The sequence below is a fragment of the Prevotella sp. MGM1 genome, from assembly GCF_002933775.1.
Classification (GTDB): domain Bacteria; phylum Bacteroidota; class Bacteroidia; order Bacteroidales; family Bacteroidaceae; genus Prevotella.
In genome coordinates this window covers 18,904-41,096 of the sequence record NZ_BEWV01000066.1, presented here as the reverse complement: position 1 = coordinate 41,096, position 22,193 = coordinate 18,904, and the positions used below count along the sequence as shown (strand labels likewise).

General features: G+C 50.1%; 19 protein-coding genes and 1 pseudogene. 18 read left to right on the top strand and 2 right to left on the bottom strand.

Annotation, left to right across the window (positions count from 1 at the left end; genetic code table 11):
- Positions 1 to 109: 109 nt before the first annotated feature.
- Positions 110 to 480 (bottom strand): annotated as a pseudogene (locus MoGM_RS02065) (transposase); the annotation flags it as partial.
- Between the two features lie 293 nt (positions 481 to 773).
- On the opposite strand from MoGM_RS02065, the gene MoGM_RS02060 reads away from it, so the two are divergent.
- Positions 774 to 2,285: an endonuclease gene (locus MoGM_RS02060; RefSeq protein WP_104368554.1), complete on the top strand. Its 1,512-nt coding sequence runs from the start codon at positions 774 to 776 to the stop codon at positions 2,283 to 2,285.
- Positions 2,286 to 2,382: 97 nt separating this feature from the next.
- On the opposite strand, the gene MoGM_RS02055 is transcribed toward MoGM_RS02060, so the two are convergent.
- Positions 2,383 to 3,216 carry an OmpA family protein gene (locus tag MoGM_RS02055; RefSeq protein WP_104368553.1) on the bottom strand — a complete coding sequence of 278 codons (834 nt, stop codon included), beginning with the start codon at positions 3,214 to 3,216 and terminating at the stop codon, positions 2,383 to 2,385.
- 1,305 nt (positions 3,217 to 4,521) lie between these two features.
- Between MoGM_RS02055 and MoGM_RS02050 the strand changes: the two genes are divergently transcribed.
- The 17 genes from MoGM_RS02050 to MoGM_RS01970 all read left to right on the top strand — a co-directional run bounded on the left by MoGM_RS02050 (position 4,522) and on the right by MoGM_RS01970 (position 22,191).
- On the top strand, positions 4,522 to 5,394 hold the full coding sequence (locus MoGM_RS02050; RefSeq protein WP_104368552.1) for an ATP-binding cassette domain-containing protein: 873 nt from the start codon (positions 4,522 to 4,524) through the stop codon (positions 5,392 to 5,394).
- 74 nt (positions 5,395 to 5,468) lie between these two features.
- Entirely contained in the window at positions 5,469 to 6,320 is an 852-nt protein-coding gene (locus MoGM_RS02045; protein ID WP_104368551.1) for a hypothetical protein, read from the top strand.
- Positions 6,317 to 6,679 carry a GntR family transcriptional regulator gene (locus MoGM_RS02040; RefSeq protein ID WP_104368559.1) on the top strand — a complete coding sequence of 121 codons (363 nt, stop codon included), beginning with the start codon at positions 6,317 to 6,319 and terminating at the stop codon, positions 6,677 to 6,679. The genes MoGM_RS02045 and MoGM_RS02040 overlap by 4 nt, the downstream gene beginning before the upstream one ends.
- A gap of 388 nt (positions 6,680 to 7,067) precedes the next feature.
- Positions 7,068 to 7,352 (top strand): hypothetical protein, encoded by a 285-nt coding sequence (locus MoGM_RS02035; RefSeq protein WP_104368550.1) that lies wholly within the window; start codon positions 7,068 to 7,070, stop codon positions 7,350 to 7,352.
- Between the two features lie 479 nt (positions 7,353 to 7,831).
- Entirely contained in the window at positions 7,832 to 8,341 is a 510-nt protein-coding gene (locus MoGM_RS02030) for an RNA polymerase sigma factor (RefSeq protein ID WP_233210125.1), read from the top strand.
- An 83-nt stretch (positions 8,342 to 8,424) separates the two neighbouring features.
- The gene (locus tag MoGM_RS02025; RefSeq protein ID WP_104368548.1) at positions 8,425 to 8,877 is read left to right on the top strand and encodes a hypothetical protein; all 453 of its coding nucleotides are present in this window, start codon (positions 8,425 to 8,427) and stop codon (positions 8,875 to 8,877) included.
- A gap of 108 nt (positions 8,878 to 8,985) precedes the next feature.
- Complete coding sequence (locus MoGM_RS02020; RefSeq protein WP_104368558.1) at positions 8,986 to 9,429, top strand: hypothetical protein; 444 nt, start codon at positions 8,986 to 8,988, stop codon at positions 9,427 to 9,429.
- A gap of 35 nt (positions 9,430 to 9,464) precedes the next feature.
- Positions 9,465 to 10,367 (top strand): hypothetical protein, encoded by a 903-nt coding sequence (locus MoGM_RS02015; RefSeq protein ID WP_146078618.1) that lies wholly within the window; start codon positions 9,465 to 9,467, stop codon positions 10,365 to 10,367.
- A 142-nt stretch (positions 10,368 to 10,509) separates the two neighbouring features.
- Positions 10,510 to 11,376 carry a hypothetical protein gene (locus MoGM_RS02010; RefSeq protein ID WP_104368546.1) on the top strand — a complete coding sequence of 289 codons (867 nt, stop codon included), beginning with the start codon at positions 10,510 to 10,512 and terminating at the stop codon, positions 11,374 to 11,376.
- Positions 11,377 to 11,450: 74 nt separating this feature from the next.
- The gene (locus tag MoGM_RS02005; protein WP_104368545.1) at positions 11,451 to 12,347 is read left to right on the top strand and encodes an outer membrane beta-barrel protein; all 897 of its coding nucleotides are present in this window, start codon (positions 11,451 to 11,453) and stop codon (positions 12,345 to 12,347) included.
- 99 nt (positions 12,348 to 12,446) lie between these two features.
- Positions 12,447 to 16,232 carry a phosphoribosylformylglycinamidine synthase gene (gene purL / locus MoGM_RS02000; RefSeq protein ID WP_104368544.1) on the top strand — a complete coding sequence of 1,262 codons (3,786 nt, stop codon included), beginning with the start codon at positions 12,447 to 12,449 and terminating at the stop codon, positions 16,230 to 16,232.
- Between the two features lie 196 nt (positions 16,233 to 16,428).
- A complete protein-coding gene (locus MoGM_RS01995; RefSeq protein WP_104368543.1) occupies positions 16,429 to 17,037 on the top strand; it encodes a chromate transporter in 609 nt (202 codons plus the stop codon).
- Positions 17,034 to 17,609, top strand: a complete 576-nt coding sequence (locus MoGM_RS01990; RefSeq protein WP_104368542.1) for a chromate transporter — start codon at positions 17,034 to 17,036, stop codon at positions 17,607 to 17,609. The genes MoGM_RS01995 and MoGM_RS01990 overlap by 4 nt, the downstream gene beginning before the upstream one ends.
- A gap of 12 nt (positions 17,610 to 17,621) precedes the next feature.
- Positions 17,622 to 18,608: a family 43 glycosylhydrolase gene (locus MoGM_RS01985; RefSeq protein WP_104368541.1), complete on the top strand. Its 987-nt coding sequence runs from the start codon at positions 17,622 to 17,624 to the stop codon at positions 18,606 to 18,608.
- A 742-nt stretch (positions 18,609 to 19,350) separates the two neighbouring features.
- Entirely contained in the window at positions 19,351 to 19,650 is a 300-nt protein-coding gene (locus MoGM_RS01980; RefSeq protein ID WP_146078617.1) for a hypothetical protein, read from the top strand.
- A gap of 5 nt (positions 19,651 to 19,655) precedes the next feature.
- Positions 19,656 to 20,522, top strand: a complete 867-nt coding sequence (locus MoGM_RS01975; protein WP_104368539.1) for a hypothetical protein — start codon at positions 19,656 to 19,658, stop codon at positions 20,520 to 20,522.
- A gap of 415 nt (positions 20,523 to 20,937) precedes the next feature.
- A complete protein-coding gene (locus tag MoGM_RS01970) occupies positions 20,938 to 22,191 on the top strand; it encodes a glycosyltransferase (protein ID WP_104368557.1) in 1,254 nt (417 codons plus the stop codon).
- Positions 22,192 to 22,193: the final 2 nt, after the last annotated feature.

Genomic DNA, 22,193 nt, shown 5'->3' with positions numbered 1-22,193 from the left:
AATAAAATTGACCCCCGCCGCCAGGACTTTTAAGGGGTCAATCTTATTATGCCCGTGGGGTCAAATCCCGCGTGTCCGAAGGGGTCAAACTCTCGCGCCTTTTCCATTCTTATATCTGGATTCTGTTTTCAAACATAAGCATAAATTGATTCATAATAAAGCCCCAGTTTGAAATAGGCATTGTCCATTTCTTTTCAATCTCCATAAGCGAAAGATATACGGTCTTTTTTACGGCATCGTCCGAAGGGAATGAAAGCTTTGATTTCGTGTACTTTCTGATTTTTCCGTTCAGATTCTCAATGAGATTTGTGGTATAGATTATTTTTCTGATTTCCAGCGGAAACTGGAAGAAAACAGTCAGGTCATCCCAATTGTTCCTCCATGAACGTATGGCGTATGGATACTTTCCTCCCCATTTCTTTTCCAGATTGTCAAGTTCTGCGGCAGCAACCTCTTTGTTGGGTGCTTATAGATATTCTGGCTGTGTCCATAATATTGTGTAAACGAGGAATACGGAACTAATTTTAGAATCCCGTATTCCTCGTTTACACAAAACCTTGGATAGTGCCATAAAAAAGTCGATATACCTGTAAACCACCGTAAAATATTTACATTATCGGATTTCTTCATCGTTAATTACCGTACCCCCGTTATTTTATATACATTCCGCTTCCTTTTGTCCAAAAAGATGTATCTTTGTAGACTTTCCGTTATTTACTAATTATTATTTACATAATTACAGAATTAAAACATTTAGCGACAAAAGAATTTTTATGATGAGAAAAGACTTCAAAACCGCCGCAGCCATATTCGTCATGGCAACCACTGCGCTTACGGCAACAGCACAGATACCGGCCGGATATTATGCCTCACTGAAAGGCAAGAAAGGCGCCGAACTGAAAAATGCAATACATGAGATAATCAAAAACGCCAAAGTTCTCGACTACGGAAACGGCAACGGAACGACATGGTACGGTTTTTACTCCACAGACCAAGCCGAAGACGGTATGGTCATAGACAGGTACAGCAACGACAAGCGTTACTTCGGAGCAAAAGGAAGCGCTGTCAGCGGGATGAACATCGAGCACTCTTTCCCCAAGAGCTGGTGGGGCGGAAGCAAAAACCAGGCATATAAAGATCTGTATAACCTCATGCCTTGCGAAGAAAAGATCAATTCGAGCAAGCAGAACTATCCCATGGGAAAGGTAACGACCGTCACGACAGACAACGGATGCACCCGGATTGGCACGGGAACCAACGGTTATCAGCTGTGGGAACCGGCCGACAAATGGAAAGGCGATTTCGCCAGAGGCTACATGTACATGGCAACCGCATACCAGAACCTGACATGGAGCGGGACACAAGCCAACCAAATACTGACCCAAGGCTACTACCCTACTCTGAAAGAATGGGCATACACGCTATATATAGAGTGGGCGAAAACAGATATCGTGGATGAACTGGAGATCAAACGAAATAATGAGGTATCAAAAATACAAGGCAACCGCAACCCATTTGTCGACTTCCCTAACCTTATGGAATATGTATGGGGTGACAGCATCACATACGCTTTCGACCCGGAAACCACTGTCAAAGCTGACGAATATATCGACGATGGTGGCGGCGACAATCCCGATCCGAATGAAGAAAATATACTTCAAGTGGATTTCACCACCGACGGAGGCGGCTTCACGCAGAATGCATCCACCCTTCCATACGAAGGTTTCAATGTATGGAGACGCGACAACCAGTACGGTTGGATAGCCACGGCATATTACGACAACAGCGGTCACGACTCCGACGCCTCTCTAATCTCGCCTGAGATAGACCTGACGGAATATGCAGGAGCAAACCTTTCGTTCACGCACGCCGTCAACCACCGCAGCACCCATTCCCCACAAGATGTTCTTGACGTTGAAATCATCTGCGACGGGCAGGCCACCCCACTCACCGGTTTCACATGGCCGGCAGGAAACAGTTGGGCGTTCAACAACTCGGGAGACATCTCACTCGACGCTTTCGCCGGCAAGAAAATACGGGTGGCGTTCCACTACCGCAGCACCACGGCCGAGAACATGCAATGGGAAATAAAAAACATAAGCGTCAGCGGCACCGCGTCGACATCATCCATAGGCGATGTCACGGACAGAAATACCGGCATAGACTTCGACCGTAAATACGAAATGTATTCTCCCGACGGCCGCAAGCTCGACAAAACGATACCGCACAGCGGCATCATAATAATCAGGCAAGACGGCAAAACGATTAAAGCCGTGATGAGATAAAACGTTCGTGCGCGACTGCCTGGCAGTCGCGCACGAATCATCATGTAAGCCATCAGATATGCTGTCGCAAATCACAGGGAGCCCCACAGAAGAACGCTTACTGCTCCGGAGCCTTGTCTATCAAATCCATAAACTGGTCGAGTTTCGGAGTTATGATAATCTGTGTACGGCGATTACGCTGTTTTCCCATCTCTGTGGCATTGGTCGTCAGCGGATTATACTCGCCCCGGCCTCCTGCCGTGAGACGTTTCGGGTCTACACCATAATGGTCTTGCAGATACTGAACCACACTCGACGCTCTAAGACAACTCAGATCCCAGTTGTTGCGGATATTCTGACGCGAGATAGGCACGTTGTCGGTGTTTCCTTCCACGAGCACGTCATAGTCCTTGTAGTCGGTTATGATCTTTGCTATTTTCGACAGCGTCTCTGCCGCACGGTCATTGATTTCATAACTGCCGCTCTTGTACAGCATATTATCGGCCAGCGAGATGTACACCACACCTTTGAGCACCTGCACATCCACTTCTTTCATCTCTTCTCTCGACAGCGAGCGTGTCAGATTATTAGTCAGTACCATATTCAGCGAGTCGCTTTTGCTCTTGACCTCCACGAGGTGGCGTATATACTGGTTTGACTCGTTTATCTGATCAACAAGCTTAGAGATGTTCACGTTGTTCTGACTGGTAGACGTAAGACTCTTGTCGAGCGAACGTTGCAGAGCCGCATAGTCTCTCTTCTGCTGTGCGAGTTGACTTTCAAGACTTGCCACACGCGTCTTGCTCGCGGCCAACTCCTCGCGCGTATCCTGATACTTGCCCGTGAGTTCCTTATTCTCAGCGCGACAGCCTTCCAACTCCTTCTTGCTTGCGCAGCCCGTGGCGAGCATGCAGCCGGCAACAAGCGACATAATAACAATGTTCTTTTTCATACTATTCCCTTTCCTTTGTTTTATTGTTTTCCGTATATATTTATATCACATCCATATATTAAGGTATTACCTTAATTATATACAACACGCAATAATCTCTTTCCGCCCTGTCCACAATCCCGTAAAAGATTCATCCTTGCCTCTATCCTGACATATATTTCCGTAATCTCGCCTTGCAAATTTATATATTTATGACGCAGGTGTAGAATAAACGTAACACATGTTTAATGTTTTTTAACTTCAAACACACCTCTATTCATTTCTTTAACGAAACCATTGTGTCTGAACCACCTCAGAGCCACGGCAGGAAAATGTAATAAAAACATCACGATTTTAACACTTTGTTTTTTCATGAAATAGAAAAACCGGCACTATACAATACACTATATACAATACGATAGTCCGGCCGATTTTCCGCAACGGGACGCTCGTTGGAAAGCGATTAGCGGCATATTGCAAAGCGTTTAGCAACTAAACGGAAGCCAACGGGCATCTGAATGCAAGGCAACGGGACGCCAATCGCATCATTTCCGCCTCCACAAAACAGAATATCCTGAGCCGCAATACGTTTAAAACGGCATACATCACTGATATACAACAAGTTACCCAAACAAGTCCAAAGCCCGCTTATTTGCGGCCACGGATTTTCAATTCCAAAACAATCGAAATATGAGAGGACTTTTGTAATGATTATTCCGAAACTTTAAGATTGCAATCAACACACGACAATACGGGAGGCTCAAACCACACGTACATTGTCTCGGTACATAAATGAAAAAGGAGATGGGATTTATCTTACATAATCAATGCAAGTATAACAAAACGGATGTAAATTCATGGGATAAGAAACAAAAATATACCCGGAAAAGCATGAGAAAAAGCCAAACCGCATAATTGATTAAAAAAAACTCATAAAATGGTTGTGGAAAAAAAATAAATGTACTACATTTGCAGTGTAATATCAAAGTAGTACACAAATACACATTGTCATTTAAAATGCAATTATATCAATGCAAAGCGAAAATCAGCCCGGCGGGAGAGAATCACACTCCGCCAATCAAGCTTGGGACAAAGCCGTCTGAATGCCGAACAGCACAACCCTGATATAAATATCATTGATAAACAAAAAAACGCTGCATACATACACACAGTTCATAAAATAAATATGCCATGAACACCGGCAAACGCCACAAGGCCAAACCGGCATGAGAGGGTGAACACAGCCTAAAGGTGTAAGAAACACCACAAAACAAAGTCAGACAGAACGATAATAATAAAATTGACAAACCCATAAAATACAAATATATGATTGAAATCAAAAACATGAGTTTCAAATACGCCAACCACACCGGGTTGCCGTTTGTAAAGAAACAAAAGACACCGAACAACAGAAACGTGTTCAGCAAACTCAATCTCACGATTGAGAAAAACAGGATTTACGGACTGCTGGGTAAGAACGGTACCGGCAAGTCGACTCTGCTCTACCTCATCTGCGGACTACTCCGCCCCACGGCCGGAACGGTGACGTTTGACGGCAATGAGACGAAGAAGCGACTGCCCGAGGCGCTGAGAGACATGTTCATCGTTCCCGAGGAATTTGACCTGCCGCCCGTGTCGCTCGACACTTTCATCAAACTGAACGCACCTTTCTACCCCAACTTCGACCGCAAGGTGCTCGACAGTTGCCTGCGCGATTTCGATATGCCTGCGTTCGCCCGTCTCGACGAACTGTCGATGGGCCAGAAGAAGAAAGTCTACGTGTCGTTCGCACTCGCCGCCGGCACCCGCCTGCTGCTGATGGACGAGCCGACAAACGGTCTCGACATTCCGTCGAAGAGCCAGTTCCGCCGGGTGGTGACAGGAAACATGAGCGATGACCGCACGATAGTAATCTCAACCCATCAGGTCCACGACGTGGAACAACTGCTCGACCACATCCTGATAGCCTCGCCCACAGGCATGCTGCTCGACAGCCCGGTGGCCGACATCTGCAAGAAATACACCTTCGAGTACCGCATGCCGGGCGAACAGGCCGACGACGTGATATACGCCGAGCCCACATTGCAGGGCAACGCCGTCATGGCGCGCAGAAAAGAGAACAGCCCGGAAACGTCCGTCAACCTCGAACTGCTCTTCAACGCCGTGACGAAAATGTGCAAAGAAAGCACTAATGCGTAAATCGGGAAAGACGTGTCTGCCCGTTACATGACAATCCGAGACAAAATACAAACAAAAGAAAAAAACAAAAGAAAATGAGAAATATAAATCTAAACCGCCTGCTGCTCACCATCAAGTGGGATTTGGTATCAAACTGGAAAGTGACGCTCCGCATGACACTGTCCATCATGTTCGGTATCCTGTGTTTCTTCGCCATCGACATATTGAGTACAAGAGGCGACACATACAGTCCGGAATATTCTACCGACAAAGCACAAGCACTGGCTGCGTCCTTGTCTTTCATAGCAGTACTGTTCATGTCCGTATGCGCATCGATGATATTCACCACGATGAAGACTAAGCAACAACGGATAAGCCTGCTGATGCAACCGGCCTCAAACATGGAAAAGTTCATTGTCAAGATACTCTACTCGTCGGTAGGTGCCTTTATCGTGTTTATCGCCGCACTGTTCGCCGCCGACCTGCTGAGAGCATTACTCGACTTCATACTGAACCAGCGCTACATCGGCATGGTATCGTTCTGGTTTCTGAAAAACATATTCTTTTTCTGTGATGGCATAGTTTTCTTCAACGCCGGCATAAGCCAACAGATAAACGACATGGCCACATGGCTGCTGGTTATAGAAATCATAGTCACCGGATACATGACATTCATTCTCGGAGGAACGCTCTTCCGCCAACATTCATGGCTATGCACGATGGGCATGGTATTCATTATCGTATACACGGCGGGCTACATCCTCATCGAACTGGACTTCACGTCCTATGTACACAGGATATTCTTCCAGCACAATCCGATAAGCCCCACGACCCTATTCATACTCACCGACATGGCGCTTGCCGCATTGATAGCCTTCGAGCTGTGGGCTTCCTACAAACTGTTCTGCCGCATGCAAGTAATCAACAACAAATGGACAAACTTATGATTTTCAACAACGACAAAGCTATATACATCCAGATTGCCGACCGCCTGTGCGACGAAATCATTGCCGGAACCTATGGTGAAGACAGCCGCATACCGAGCGTTCGCGAATACGCAATGCTATTGCAGGTGAACACCAACACGGCAGTGAAGGCTTACGACGAGCTTGCCCGCAAAGGAATAATATACAACAAACGGGGCATCGGATATTTCGTGTCATCGGGAGCAAGGGCGCACATTGCCGACACGCGCCGCACCGACTTCATGGAACGCACCCTGCCGGCAATCTTCCACGACATGCGCCTTCTCGGGATTGGCATCGACGAGGTGACGAAAGCATGGAAGGAAAGCCGTGAATCCTGACCGTACATAAAACCCCAATCCATCGTCGGCCGACAGTAAGAAGTACCGTTTGTAAAAATCAACAAGCAGACACCGTTGCCTTAATTCACTTCATTTCCGCTCTGCACATCATACAACAAACTAATCTTCTTACGGTCGGCCGGCTGCAGGATTGACATCTGCACACGCAAATATCAACATACAATAAAAACACGGCGTTTTTACACTAATTTAAAATTATAAAATGCGTTTTGTTTTCACATTGCAACAAATCGGTTAACATTCCTTACACTTCTGTCCTAAATATCCTTATTATTGTCAATATTGTCCAATAAAGATAAAAAAGATGACTGCCGAATAGGAAAAAGTCGTATATTTGCATTAACCTTTTAACTAAAAAGTACCGCGTATGATAAACTCTTTGAACATGGAGAAAATCCAAAGTTGCCTTGACGACTATATGGTTCGTATAGGGAAAGTGGAAATCAACGAGATTGAGGCCAATCGCGAACTGGCCCGCACGGGTATCATGACAGACGACATGGAATCTCCAGGCAAGCCGTTGAGAAACTTTCTCAGAAAGCTCCGCGACACCAACCTGTTGCCCAAAAACATCCGTCAGATTAACTGCGCATGGTTCATCAAGCACTCAAAGCTGGTGACCAAGGTGCAACAAATATTACCATTCCTATAACCTGCTTCCCCTGTCTGTGCCGTTCACAGAAAGGGGAAACTTGTTTTTGCTTACGCTTTACACAAGCAAAGGCCATTTAAAAGTAAAAAGGTAAAAAGCAAATAATACGATATAGACATTTTTTTGCTGGTGCATCATAAGTCCGGCGGGATGAGCCAGGACGACGGGTGCCGAGGGCATAAACGTGGCACCTCACCCAACACTTAAAGCCATTGTCATTCAACCTCCGAGCGAGTTTGCGAGCTATAACTTCCTTAACGCCTTTAATATCCCAAAGAAACAACCTTAATTCTCAAAAGAATTGCTTCATTGTTCCCAAGCAATTCTGCTTACTACACAAATACTTACTCCCCAACTCCTAAAAAGAATTACATAACTATTCCCAAGCAATTCTGCTTACTACACAAATACTTACTCCCCCAACTCCTAAAAAAAATCATGTCACGGTGTCACAAAACACCGCCATAATCGTTTTATTTATGAAAGCGATTATGAATATAGAGACGTTCAACAGCATAACGACACCAATCAGACCAAGGCTCGTGGCACGGGCACGCACACTGACTGGAGATGACGACACCGCAGAAGACATAGTGCAGGAAGTCATGCTCCGCCTGTGGAACATGCGCGACAAACTCGAAAATCACGGCAACATAGAGGCTCTGGCAATGACAATCCTTCGCAACAAGACCATCGACTCGTGGCGCCGCAAGAGGTTTGAACAGGACAAGACAAATGCCTATGCCGAACCATACACGGAAGACAACACAGTGGAAGAGACCGACCAGGTGAGGCTGATAAGAGCCATCGTAGACCGGTTGCCGGCACTGCAAAGCACTATTTTCAGAATGAAAGAGATAGAAGGATATGAAAGCGGCGAGATAATGCAAATCACCGGATGCACAGCCGAGAGCCTGAGGCAAAACCTGTCGAGGGCAAGACGCAAAGTAAGGGAAGAGTTCATAAGGATTTCCGCCATGCGTAGATAAAGCCCGCAAGCCTGCAAAAGCCACAGGCACATCACGGAAAAAGACATCTGACAAATAAAAGACAGAAGTGAGAGGAACAATATATGACACAAGAAAGCATCGCGAAACTAATAGAGAGATACATGGACGGAGACACCACCGGATCGGAGGAACAGGCTCTCAGAGAGTATTTCAATACGGCAGGCGACAGCATTCCGGACGAATGGGAGCCGTTACGGGCTATTTTCGCCTTCGTGACGGCAGAGCGGAAAGAAACCGCCACAAGCCAAACGGCACACCAACCGGAACGGCACAAACATCAAGCCGGACGCACGTTACATCGCGTCATGATGTATGTCTGCCCAGCGGCGGCAGCGGCAATGCTCGTTTTCGGCATCGTCAGGCATCGACCCGCGACAGCGATAAACCATGTGGTGATAGACGGTATCGAATATACGGACAACGACCTTGCCATGCAAGAAGCCGAACAAGCACTCAAACTCGTATCAAGCACGGACGACGACCCGTTTGAAGCACTGAAAATGATGAGCAGATGATGATTGACAGGACATCACCCGCAAGAAAGGCAACAAGCATACTCATTTTCACTAAAATATGATATAGAGAATATAAACATTTTAAAGAAACAAAAAAAACGACATAACATGAGACAACGCAACATCTTCAAAAGACTGTCAATGCTCCTGTTGATGGCTGTCATGGCTACAGCGACCGCACTGGCACAAGGCGATCTGAAAACAGGAAAGGCCTTTGAACAATATGGTCACGCCAAAGGTTGCAAAATGGTGGAACTGCACGACACCCGACTGAAAGGCTACAAGCTCAAAGTCTACAAGAGCCTCACCTACAAAAAATATGGGGAAAATATCGCCACGCTGCTCAAAGAAGACCGCAAACGGGCCAAGAAAATCCGCGAAGTGGTGGAAAACGGACGCATCGTAAGCGGATACTACATGATGCCGGCGGAAGAAAAAAACATCAACCGTTACATCCTTTTCAGCAATACCGACAGTAACCGCGGTGCGGTAATATACATAGAGGGCAACCTTTCGCCACAGGACATCATGAGCATCTGCTACTCAAAATGACAATAAACATACAGAAAACCCAAAGAACAAATATAATGAAAAAACAACTCTTTACTTTAATAGCCGCCGCTGTAATGGCCATAGGCGCACAAGCAAACGACAGCATAGCCACAACGACAGTGAAAACAGACACGGTGGTGAATACGAAAGACAGGAAGATAGTAGTGTCGGAAGACGGGGATATGATAAAAGTAAGCGTCTTCAAGAACGACAGTACAGGCATGAGGATGGTCAAGGAGACGACATTCGCCGACGGACAGGAAGTGGAACAGGTATATGTATCGTCGCCGTTTCTGCCCAACACGTGGAACGCGCGAGGAAAAAACAAGTTCAACGTGCATCTGCCCGACTTCTTCTTCAACTCCGCGTTGTGGAACGACAGCCGCCTGTCGTTCGGCAACTCAAACGCGCTTCACACAAGAAACACCAAGTCATACGAAATAGGACTTACGCTGATTAACGCCAACATATCGTTCAACGCCTCAAAAACATTCGGCATAGGCATGGGAGTGCAGTATGTATTCACCCACCACCACCTCGACAAAGGCTGGACAATGACATTCGACGGCAACCGCAGCGAGCTCGTGCCGATAAAAGAAGGAGAAGTGAAAAACAGCTACATAAGCTATCAGAAGATCAAGTTGCCTGTCGTATTGGAGTGGCAGACCCGGCTGGGGACAAGCAATCACGAAATGTATATCGGTGCGGGAGCGTCCTTGGAAGCGCGCTTCAACGAGCTAAGCAGATACAAAACGGAGCAAGGAACGGTGACACCGTCAAAGAACTTGAAAATGAATCCGATGGGCGTCAACGCCGAGTTCTATGCCGGCTACAACAACCTGATGGTTACCATGAGCGTAGGACTCACTCCACTGTTCAAAAAAGGGAATGCGCCAGAGTGCTACACGACGTCTGTCGGCCTCGGAGTGATACTGTAAGCAGGACGGGGCAACCCACCGGGCGCCGGACAAAAAGGTGCCAACCAAAGATAAATGGCAACCCCACCATAATCAAAACCAAAACGCAGGCCATGCCGGCATAAACGCTTTAGCATGACAAGCGGCAAACAAACAACAGACAATGAGAAGTATTATCATAGCCATCGTAGCATTACTGCCATGCACAATGAACGCCACCGAGGCGACAGACACCACGGTAAACTATCAAGGACGGAAGTTCGTCATCGGCTCAAACGACACCGAGACAAAGATAACCGTATACCAAAATGACACGAACAAGATAAAAGAAAGCGTGTTTGTAGACGGCAACAACGTCGTAAGGACATACGTAAGCTCGCCTTTCTCGGGCGAGAACGAGTTGCAGACAATGGGCGTGAAAGGGATGTTGCCCACCGTATGGGTCGGCATCAACAAACTTACCGATGGAATTGGAAGTAGCGGCAACCCCATGGGCAGCAACATGTGGGGCTCGTTTGAGGCGGGCGTCACACCGCTGCGGACAGCCGTCTCGCTCGACAGGGCCAAGACATTCGGACTGATATCGGGCCTGCAACTCGTGTTCTCCCGATACCGCTTCGACCACAATTACGGCATGAGAATGACCAACGGACTTGTGGAACGCATCGGATGCGACGCCACAACGGCAAACAATATGTTCTTCGGTTCGGTGAGAGTACCGCTCCTCTTCACCCTGCAAGAGCCTCAAATGCCGGGCGCCGTGTCGTTAGGCGTGTCGTTCGAGGCACGCACCAACGCCAAGTATAACTTCAAAGCGTCGGACAACACAACCGGGATGTCCGACGCTTTGAAACTCAACCGCTTCGGAGTAAACTTGGAAATGTATATCAACTACGGCCCCGTGTACCTCGGATTGAAAACCGGTCTCACACCGATATTCAAGACAACAGACGGCGTGAAGGCCAACATGACCTCGATAAGCATAGGCACCGATATAGGCAAGGTATTCAAACTGTTCAAGAAGAAATAACCCATATCTTGGAACGAAACAACCCATACATTAAAAGCAAACGACCCATATATAAAAAACAAACGCCCCATATCATGACAAACAAGATACTCACAGCACTGCTTTGCCTTGCCGCCATTGCGGCACAGGCAGAAGAAACCAACGACACCACCGTCATTTACAAAGGCAAGAGAATAGTAATCGGCGAGCGGGGAGGTGAGCCTGACTTCAAGGTATTCGACCGAAAGGACAACTATCTGACCAAAACGAAAGAGAGTGTGTTCACCAACGGTACCGAAGAGGAACGCGTATTCTCCGGCATGGCGATGACGGGCATCAAGGATTTAGACAAGCGGAAGTTCGACCCGGGCATGCCGACGGTATGGTACGGCTTCGGAAGTATGGTCACAAAACCGCTCGGCAGCAGTTACGACGGCACACGGGCACACCGCACCGGGTCGCTCGAAATAGGCCTGACACCCTATTCCGTCGCTTTCGCCATGAACAAATCGAAGACCATCGGCATATCGGCCGGCGTGCAACTGGTATACTCACGGTACAGTTTCGACAAGAACCATGCCATGAGTCACGAGGGCGACATGGTGAAACGCACGGACAACCCCGCGACAACGGAGAACAACATACACTTCGGTTCGTTGCGGCTGCCGGTGATGTTCCGCATCCAAAGCATCGACGACATATACTCCTGCAACATCGGTCTGTCGTTCGAGGCTCGCACAAACGCCAAGTATAACTTCAAGTCGACCGACGCAACGGACGGCGTGACCGACTACCTGCGGCTCAACCGCTTCGGCATGAACATGGAACTGGACATGCAGTTTGGCGTGCTGAACATCGGAACGACTATCGGACTGACACCCCTCTTCAAGACGACAGACGGTATCAAGCCGTCGGTATGCACCGTGAAAGTGGGTGTCGACCTTTTGAAAACATACCGTTTGGCAGCCAAACGCAAGGCTAAAGGCAACTGAACGCGATACAAAAAAGACCTTTTAATATTTTGCTCTCTCCTTATTTTGATGTAACTTTGCGGGCAAATACGTATTTTTCCCCTAATTAAAATATAAGGCATGATTCTTTTTTTCAAGACTCCGCAGAAGAGCGTAATAGCGACCGAGACAGACCATCGGTTGAACAGCGACGAAATCAATGAGCTTTGCTGGCTGTACGGCAACGCCGAGCCAGTAGAGGGCGACAGTATGGAAGGATTTTTCATCGGTCCGCGCCGCGAAATGATAACACCATGGAGCACGAATGCCGTAGAGATTACACAGAACATGAATCTCAACGGCATTTCTCGTATAGAAGAGTTCTTCCCCGTGGAATCGAAAGAGGCCGGACATGACCCGATGTTGCAACGCATGTACGACGGACTCGACCAGTCGGTGTTCACCGTCGACCTCGCCCCGCAGCCCATCAAGCATGTGGACAACCTCGAAGAGTACAACGAGCAGGAAGGACTTGCGCTCTCGAAAGAGGAAATAGAGTATCTACACAAGATAGAGAAAGAGCTCGGCCGGCCGCTCACCGACTCCGAGATATTCGGTTTCGCGCAGATAAACTCCGAGCACTGCCGCCACAAGATTTTCGGCGGCACGTTCATCATCGACGGCAAAGAGATGGAGTCGAGCCTCTTCGCAATGATTAAAAAGACAACACAGGAAAACCCGAACAAGATATTATCGGCATATAAAGACAACGTGGCCTTCGCCCAAGGACCGGTCGTAGAGCAGTTCGCTCCCGCCGACCAGACTACCAGCGACTACTTCACCGTCAAGGACGTGGAGAGCGTTATATCCCTGAAAGCCGAGACACACAACTTCCCCACCACCGTGGAGCCTTTCAACGGCGCCGCTACCGGTACAGGAGGAGAAATCCGCGACCGCATGGGCGGCGGAACAGGCTCATGGCCAATCGCCGGAACAGCCGTATACATGACTTCTTATCCGAGACTCGCGGAAGACGAGCTCTCGGGCGACCGTGACAGAGACTGGGAAGACATACTGCCGGTACGCAAATGGCTCTACCAGACACCGGAGCAGATTCTGATCAAAGCCTCCAACGGAGCGAGCGACTTCGGCAACAAGTTCGGCCAACCGCTGATATGCGGTTCGCTGCTCACATTCGAGCACTGCGAGGGCAACGAGAAGTACGCTTACGACAAAGTGATAATGCTCGCTGGCGGAGTAGGCTACGGAACGAAGCGCGACTGCCTCAAAAAGGAGCCGCAGAAAGGCAACAAGGTGGTTGTCGTGGGCGGCGACAACTACCGCATCGGACTGGGCGGCGGCTCGGTATCGTCGGTAGATACGGGCCGATACTCTAACGGAATAGAACTTAACGCCGTGCAGCGTGCCAACCCGGAGATGCAGAAACGCGCCTACAACCTCGTCAGAGCATTGTGCGAAGGCGACGTCAACCCGGTGGTCAGCATCCACGACCACGGTTCTGCCGGTCACCTCAACTGCCTCAGCGAGCTTGTCGAGGAGTGCGGCGGACGGATAGACATGGCCAAACTGCCTATCGGCGACAAGACCCTCAGCTCCAAAGAGATTATCGCCAACGAGAGTCAGGAACGCATGGGACTGCTCATCGACGAGAAACACATAGACGACGTGCGTAAGATTGCCGAGCGGGAGCGTGCCCCTATGTACGTGGTCGGCGAGACTACGGGCGACGCCCACTTCTCATTCGAGCAGGGCGACGGCATCAGACCGTTCGACCTCGATGTGGCCCAGATGTTCGGCCACTCACCGAAAACCATTATGAAAGACAACACGGTGCGGCGCAACTACGCTCGGCTGGCTTATGACAACTGCACGGACAAGACACAGGCGGACAACGGTTGCCAACAGGCAGCCGGACACACGCAACTGGACACTTACGTGTCTCGCGTGTTACAGCTCGAAGCCGTGGCCTGCAAAGACTGGCTGACGAACAAAGTCGACCGCTCGGTTACGGGCAAGATAGCCCGCCAGCAGTGCCAGGGCGAGATACAGTTGCCGCTTAGCGACTGCGGCGTGGTGGCTCTCGACTACCGTGGGCGCAAGGGTATCGCCACCGCTCTGGGCCACGCCCCGCAGGCAGGCCTGGCTTCGCCCGAGGCAGGCAGCGTGCTATCCGTGGCCGAGGCTCTTACCAACATCGTGTGGGCACCGCTCTCGGAAGGCATGGACAGCCTCAGCCTCTCGGCCAACTGGATGTGGCCCTGCCGCTCGCAGGAGGGCGAGGACGCCCGCCTTTACAGTGCTGTCAAGGCCCTTTCCGACTTCTGCTGCGCCATACAGGTGAATGTGCCTACCGGTAAAGACTCGCTCTCCATGACCCAGCAATATCCCGACGGCAACAAGATCATTGCCCCGGGAACGGTCATCGTGAGTGCCGGCGGCGAGGTAAGCGACATCCGCAAGGTGGTATCGCCCGTAATGGTGAACGACAAGAACGCATCCATCTACCACATAGACTTCTCTTTCGACGAGCAGCGCCTCGGCGGAAGCGCATTCGCACAAAGTCTCGGCAAGGTGGGCGACGATGTCCCCACGGTGAAAAATCCCGAGTATTTCCGCGACGCCTTCCACGCCGTTCAGGAGTTGATAAACCGCGGTTGGATAATGGCAGGTCACGACATCAGCGCCGGCGGACTGATAACCACACTGCTCGAAATGTGCTTTGCCAACACTAAGGGCGGCATGCACATCAACCTGCACGACCTGTGTACCGACGGAGACATCGTAAAGACACTCTTCGCCGAAAACCCGGGAGTGATAATCGAAGTATCAGACGAGCATAAAGAGGAGTTCCGCACATTCATGGACGAGCACGGAACAGGCTTTGCCAAGATCGGCTACTCAACGCCAGACGACCGCAACATCACAGTGAAATGCGGCGACTTCGAGCATAAGTTCGACATCGACGCACTGCGCGACACATGGTACAAGACATCATACCTGCTCGACCGCAAACAGAGCATGAACGGCTGCGCGGCCGAGAGATACGCCAACTATAAGAACCAGCCTTTGGAGATGAAGTTCAACAAATACTTCACCGGCCGGCTGTCGCAATACGGCATCGACCCCGACCGCCGCACACCATCCGGCATCAAAGCCGCCATCATACGTGAGAAAGGCACCAACGGCGAGCGTGAGATGGCATACTCGCTCTACCTTGCCGGATTCGACGTGAAAGACGTGATGATGACCGACCTCATCAGCGGCCGCGAGACACTCGAAGACATCAACATGATCGTGTTCTGCGGAGGCTTCTCAAACAGCGACGTGCTCGGCTCGGCAAAAGGTTGGGCAGGCGCGTTCCTCTTCAACCCGAAGGCCAAAGAGGCGCTCGAAAAGTTCTATGCACGCGAAGACACCCTGTCGCTGGGTATATGCAACGGCTGCCAGATCATGGTAGAGCTTGGACTGCTCGATGGCAAACCGACTTCCGACATCAAGCAAATACAGATGAAACACAACGACTCGCACAAGTTCGAGAGTTCTTTCGTGAGTCTCGCCATACCGGAGAACGACAGTGTGATGCTCCGTTCACTGGCCGGAAACAGACTCGGTATCTGGGTTGCTCACGGCGAGGGCAGGTTCTCCCTGCCCGGAGACGAGAGCCAATACAACATAGTGGCTAAGTATAACCGTGCCGAATATCCCGGAAACCCGAACGGAAGCGACTTCGCCGTGGCGGGAATATGCAGCGCCGACGGTCGTCACCTGGCCATGATGCCCCACCTGGAGCGCGCCATCTTCCCATGGCAGAACGCATGGTATCCTGCCGACCGCCGTGCAGACGATGTCACCCCTTGGATAGAAGCGTTCGTGAACGCCAGGGAATGGGTAAAAGCAAGACAATAATTTTTTAGAAACCAGAGGAGCTAAGGGAGTTATGCAGGCCACCGCCTGTGGGGTTAAAGACAAATGCTTAAAGTTGTATCAAGTTCATATAACAGCTATATATATTATAATCAGTATTGTCCTTAACCCCACAGGCGGTGGCCTGCATAACTCCCTTAGCTCCTTTAACTCCTAAAAAAGCCTCTCCTAAAAAAACATGCTCTTACAATCCTTTAAGACGTTCTTCAAGATAGGACTGTTCACCCTTGGCGGCGGCTACGCCATGATACCGCTGATCGAAAAAGAGATAGTGGACCGCCACCGGTGGATGGCCCGCGAGGAACTTATGGACGTGATCGCCATAGCACAGAGTTGTCCCGGCGTGTTCGCAATCAACGTAAGCACCTTCGTGGGATATCGTCTGCGCAAGACACGCGGAGCCGTGTGCACCACACTCGGCACCGCCCTGCCCTCATTCGTCATCATACTTCTCATCGCCATGTTCTTCCGCCGTTTCCAAGACAACGCCATCGTGGCGGCAATGTTCAGAGGCATACGCCCGGCCGTGGTGGCGCTAATCGCGGTGCCCACGTTCAACATGGCCCGCAGCGCACGGATAAGCATCACCAACTGCTGGATTCCGATAGTGTCGGCACTCGCAATATGGGCACTCGGCGTGTCGCCGATAGCCGTCATCATCATAGCAGGAACCGGCGGATGGATATACGGCAGATACATCTGCCGGACCAAAGAGAAAGACGGCAAGCACACCGGAACAGACAGCCCGCACACTGACGGCACACACGACAAAACCGCAAGATCATGATTTTCACAGACCTATTCGTCACCTTCTTCTTCATCGGCCTTTTCGGTTTCGGCGGCGGCTACGGCATGCTGTCTCTCATACAGGCCGAAGTGGTGCACAACCATGGTTGGATGACCACGAGCGAGTTTACCGACATCGTGGCAATCAGCCAGATGACACCCGGCCCGATAGGCATCAACAGCGCCACATACTGCGGATATACCGCCGTACACAACGCCGGACTTGGCGAGCCGCTCGCCATCCTCGGCAGTCTCACTGCCACGGCGGCCCTCGTTCTACCATCGCTCATACTGATGATCGTCATCAGCCGAATGTTCCTCAAATACATGCATACCCCGACGGTACAGTCTGTATTCGCCGGACTGCGCCCCGCCGTGGTGGGACTTCTCGGGGCGGCCACTCTGTTGCTCATAACCCCCGACAACTTCTCCACACCCTCGGAAAACCCGTGGCGGTTTTTCATCAGCACAGCATTGTTCGCGGCCACCTTCGCCGGAACCATGTTTTTCAAAATCAATCCCATACACATGATCGCATACAGCGCCGCGGCCGGAGCCTTACTGCTATATTAAGAATATACATACATGAGACAAACCGCACTATCCCTATTCGCACTGATCGCCGCAACGGCAACCGCACAGCAGAGCATACAGACATGCAATCCGATGGTACACGACCCGGTAATGGCCGTGCAAGACGGCACATACTACATGATGAGCACAGGACACGGCTTGCAGTTGGCTACATCTGCAGACATGAAAGAATGGACGGTGTGGAGCCGCACCCCCGTACTCGGGTCCATTCCCGGGTGGACGCACGACTCCGTGCCCGGATTCAGAGACCACGTGTGGGCACCCGACATCATCCGGTTCCGGGGCCGCTGGTGGCTGGCATACAGTTGCTCCACATTCGGAAAGAACACGTCGGCCATAGGACTGGCCTCGGCCGAAAGGCTCGTGGCACCCGACGGCAGAGGAGACGGAGGCACACAATGGAAAGACGAAGGCGCACTGGTGTGCTCGCGCGGCGGGCGCGACAACTGGAACGCCATAGACCCCAACTTCATCATCGACGAGAATGGCCGTCCATGGATTGCGTTCGGTTCTTTCTGGGACGGCATACAGCTCGCCCCGCTCGACTCTACCATGCACATAGCGAGCCGTGACAGCATCCGCACGATAGCCCGCCGCAAGACCGGCGGCCGTGAAAATCCCGTGGAGGCTCCGTTCATCTTCCGCCACGGAGAATATTTCTATCTCTTTGTGTCGTGGGACTACTGCTGCCGCGGAACGGAAAGCACATATAAGGTGGCGGTGGGTCGCAGCCGCAACGTGGCCGGCCCGTATCTCGACCGGGATGGACGAGACATGCGCGATGGTGGCGGCACCGTCGTCATCGAGGGAGACAAACGCCTGTTTGAGGCTGTGGGACACAGTGCGGCGTATCATTTCGGAGACAAGGACATATTCATCTGCCACGGATACAGCACCACCGACAAAGGAGCGCCGGTGCTCGTTCGCCGCAATATGGAGTGGACGGCAGACGGGTGGCCGCTGGTCTCCGGGCAGTAAACATACCGGGCAACAACATCCCGCCATGACATCACCTATCGCCTTACCAACTCCCGACACAAAAAGGCGATAGCAGGACAGAACCTATGTATGTAAGAATAAAGTCACGAAATTAACACTTTGTTTTTCCACGAAATAGAAAATAAAAAGCGCCCGACTTGTCGTTGCAAGACCGGAAACACGGCATTTTTTTGCAACGGGATACTCGTTGCTCCATGATTAGATACCCGTTGCATTGCGTTTGGATACCCGTTGTGTCGCAACGGGTATCCAAACGCGACCCAAAACCATATATAAACACACCCGACGGGGTGCCCTTCACACGGTAAAATACTGTCAAAACATGTCCACATAAACATAATCACCTGACTGACAGGCCGTTGCCGAAATCGCAAAATACTGTGATATTTCAGCCCACAGGCTTTTAATTTCAAAAAAATCGAAATATAAACGACCTTTTGTAAACATTATTCACGACAATCACTGGCAACGCACCGCACCAGGCCGATAGCGATAAACTATATCAAACGGCCGCAAAATATATTCCACCGGCAAAACCGACACACGAGACACATCAACCCTGATAAACACACAACCCGACGCTGAAAGTATATTTGTATCGCAAAAAAGGTTAAAAGAACCCTCTGTTGAAATATTTTCACATCTGTTTTTTTTGAATATTATTAACTATCTTTGTTCGCGAAATTAAATTGACATAATATAAATCTATTAACAAATTAAAATGAAAAGAATACTGAGTTTATTAATGCTCATTGCATGCGGAATCGGCATGGGATGGGCACAGACAACAACTATCGGACTTACGCAGAGTCTTGATGACACAAACAAAACCGTAGGTGAAAAGACATGGACAAGCATGGAGAATGTTACCATTGAAAGTGTTATTGGTGCGAATATAAAAAACATCACGAACGACACTAAATCAAGAAAGGTAAGTCTCAACGGCACGCAATATGAAGCTAAGAATTCATGCTGGAGGAAAGGTGTTGCCAGTGTATATACCGACCAACACCCACGGTAAATGCTATGTCTTTCAACAATCAGGATGCAGATAAAGTTGATACAAAAGCAAAGACCTTGACATACACATATACAGGAACAGAAAACACACTTACCATTACTGACAACGGACAGGTCCTCTATCCAAGCATGATAGCAGTAAAATATCCTCATACTACCAAAAGCTACACCCTCACCACCACCGATACAGACTTCTACAGCCTCTATCTCGACTATAACGCCACTATCCCCGCCGGCGTGACGGCATACAGGGGCGAGTTAAGTGCCGACGAGACGACATTGACCGTGAGCGAAATCACGCTCGATTTCATCCCGGCGAATTACGGCGTGCTCGTGAAAAGTAATGAGGCAGGTGAGTTCACATTCGAAGAAGCGACATCAACAGGCGTCATGGTAAGCGACCTCAAAGGCGTGACCGAAGACACAGACATAACCGTACTTGCCGCCGAGCCGGGTAAGACCGTGCTCACTCTCGGAATGAAAGACGGAGTAGCCGGATTCCGCCAACCAGCCGGCACTCAGATTAAGGCCAACAGGGCGTATCTGCTCGTCAGCGGCACGAACGCAGCCAAAGGCGTGAAGATTGCTTTCGACGGTGAGACGACAGGCATCAGCGACATCAACGCTGCCAAATACGAGGCCGACGCACCGGTATACGACCTCACGGGTCGCCGTGTTTCGGCAGATGCCAAAGGGCTGCTGATAAAGAACGGCAAGAAGTTTATCAACAAAAAATCAAATCATCAACAAACAAATACAACGAAAAGACATGAAAAAGTATATCAAACCATCAACATACGTGCTCAACATAGAAATTTCACCAATACTCGCCGCAAGCGCATTATTGGATGTAGACCCGTCAGGCAACAATGACACCGACCGCTCGAAAGACCATGCTTTCGGAAGTTTCGACGTATGGGGCATGGACGAGGAAGACTAAGGATACGGTTGATGACAATAATCCGTCACGCACGGCAGTAAACGGCCGGCACGCCAACGAATGTTTATAAGAAGCGTGAGGCGGGGCGGAAGGGAAATGATTAAAACATTTCGTTTTAATTAATGTGGTGAATACCACTTTTACATTAGGTCGAACGCCGCCGCTTGTGAAAGCGGCGGCGTTTTATTTGTAGCTGGCACCGAATATCAGCGCATCGCATACCGGCAAAGACACGGGATCCAATCCACAAACAATAAAACGCATATCGCTTTATTGAAGAAATAGCGCCAAACAATCATGCTACTTTCGAGAAATAACACTATCTTTGCAAACACAATCACAATGACAATGAGAGTACTGACAGTCAACACGAGTGAATGCACCGGCGGAGCGGCCGTGGCGGCCAGACGGCTGACCGAGGCACTGAACAACAACGGCATAAAGGCACGCATGCTGGTGGCAAAAAAACAGACTGGCGCACTATATGTGGCGCAATGCGGCGGCGGAATGAGGCACAAGGCGGCATTCCTGTACGAGCGGCTGGTCATCTGGGCCAATAATCTGTTCAGCCGGAAGAACCTCTTCGCTGTGTCGACGGCCGACGCCGGAATGGACATCACGCGGACGGCGGAGTTCAAAGAGGCCGACATCATACACCTGCACTGGATAAACCAGGGCATGCTGTCGCTGAAAAGCATCCGCAAGATACTGTCGGCAGGCAAGCCCGTGGTATGGACAATGCACGACATGTGGGAGTGTACGGCCATCTGCCATCACGCACACACATGCGGCAAATACACCACAGAATGCCGAGAATGCCCGATGCTGAGGTTTCCGGGCACCAAGGATTTGGCTTACAGGACATTCATACGCAAACGGGACCTGCTCGAAGGAGCACGCATAAATTTCGTGGCCGTAAGCGGGTGGCTGGCAGACAGGGCACGCTCGAGCGCGCTATTGCATGGCCAACCGGTAGATACGATTCCCAACTCGCTGCCCCTTTCAAAATTCAAACCGCTCGACCGGAAAACATCACGCACAGCGCTGGGTATCGCCCAAAAACATGTCATAGCATTCGGAGCCGCCCGAATAGATACACCCATCAAAGGATTTCATTTCCTGAAAGAGGCACTGGCATGCCTCGTGAAGCGCCACGGATATGCAAGGACAGACGTATGCCTGCTGCTTTTCGGAGCGATAAGAGACAAAAGCATACTCGACGACATGCCCGTGGAATACAAACACACAGGATCCGTGAGCGACGAGGACACGCTGTCGAAGATTTATTCGGCTGCCGACACGCTTGTGTCATCATCACTTTATGAGACATTCGGGCAGACACTGATAGAAGCGCAAGCCTGCGGCTGCCTTCCAGTATCGTTCGACAACAGCGGACAGACAGACATAATAAGACACAAAAAGAACGGCTATCTCGCCAAATACCAATCTACGGACGACCTCGCGGCCGGCATTGACTGGTGCATAAAGACGGACATCCGGAGAGAAGAACTCCGCAACGAGGTGCAGAGAAGGTTTTCAGAGAGTGCCGTGGCAAACAGATATATAGAGATATACAACCGACTAATAAACGACAAAGCCTGAAA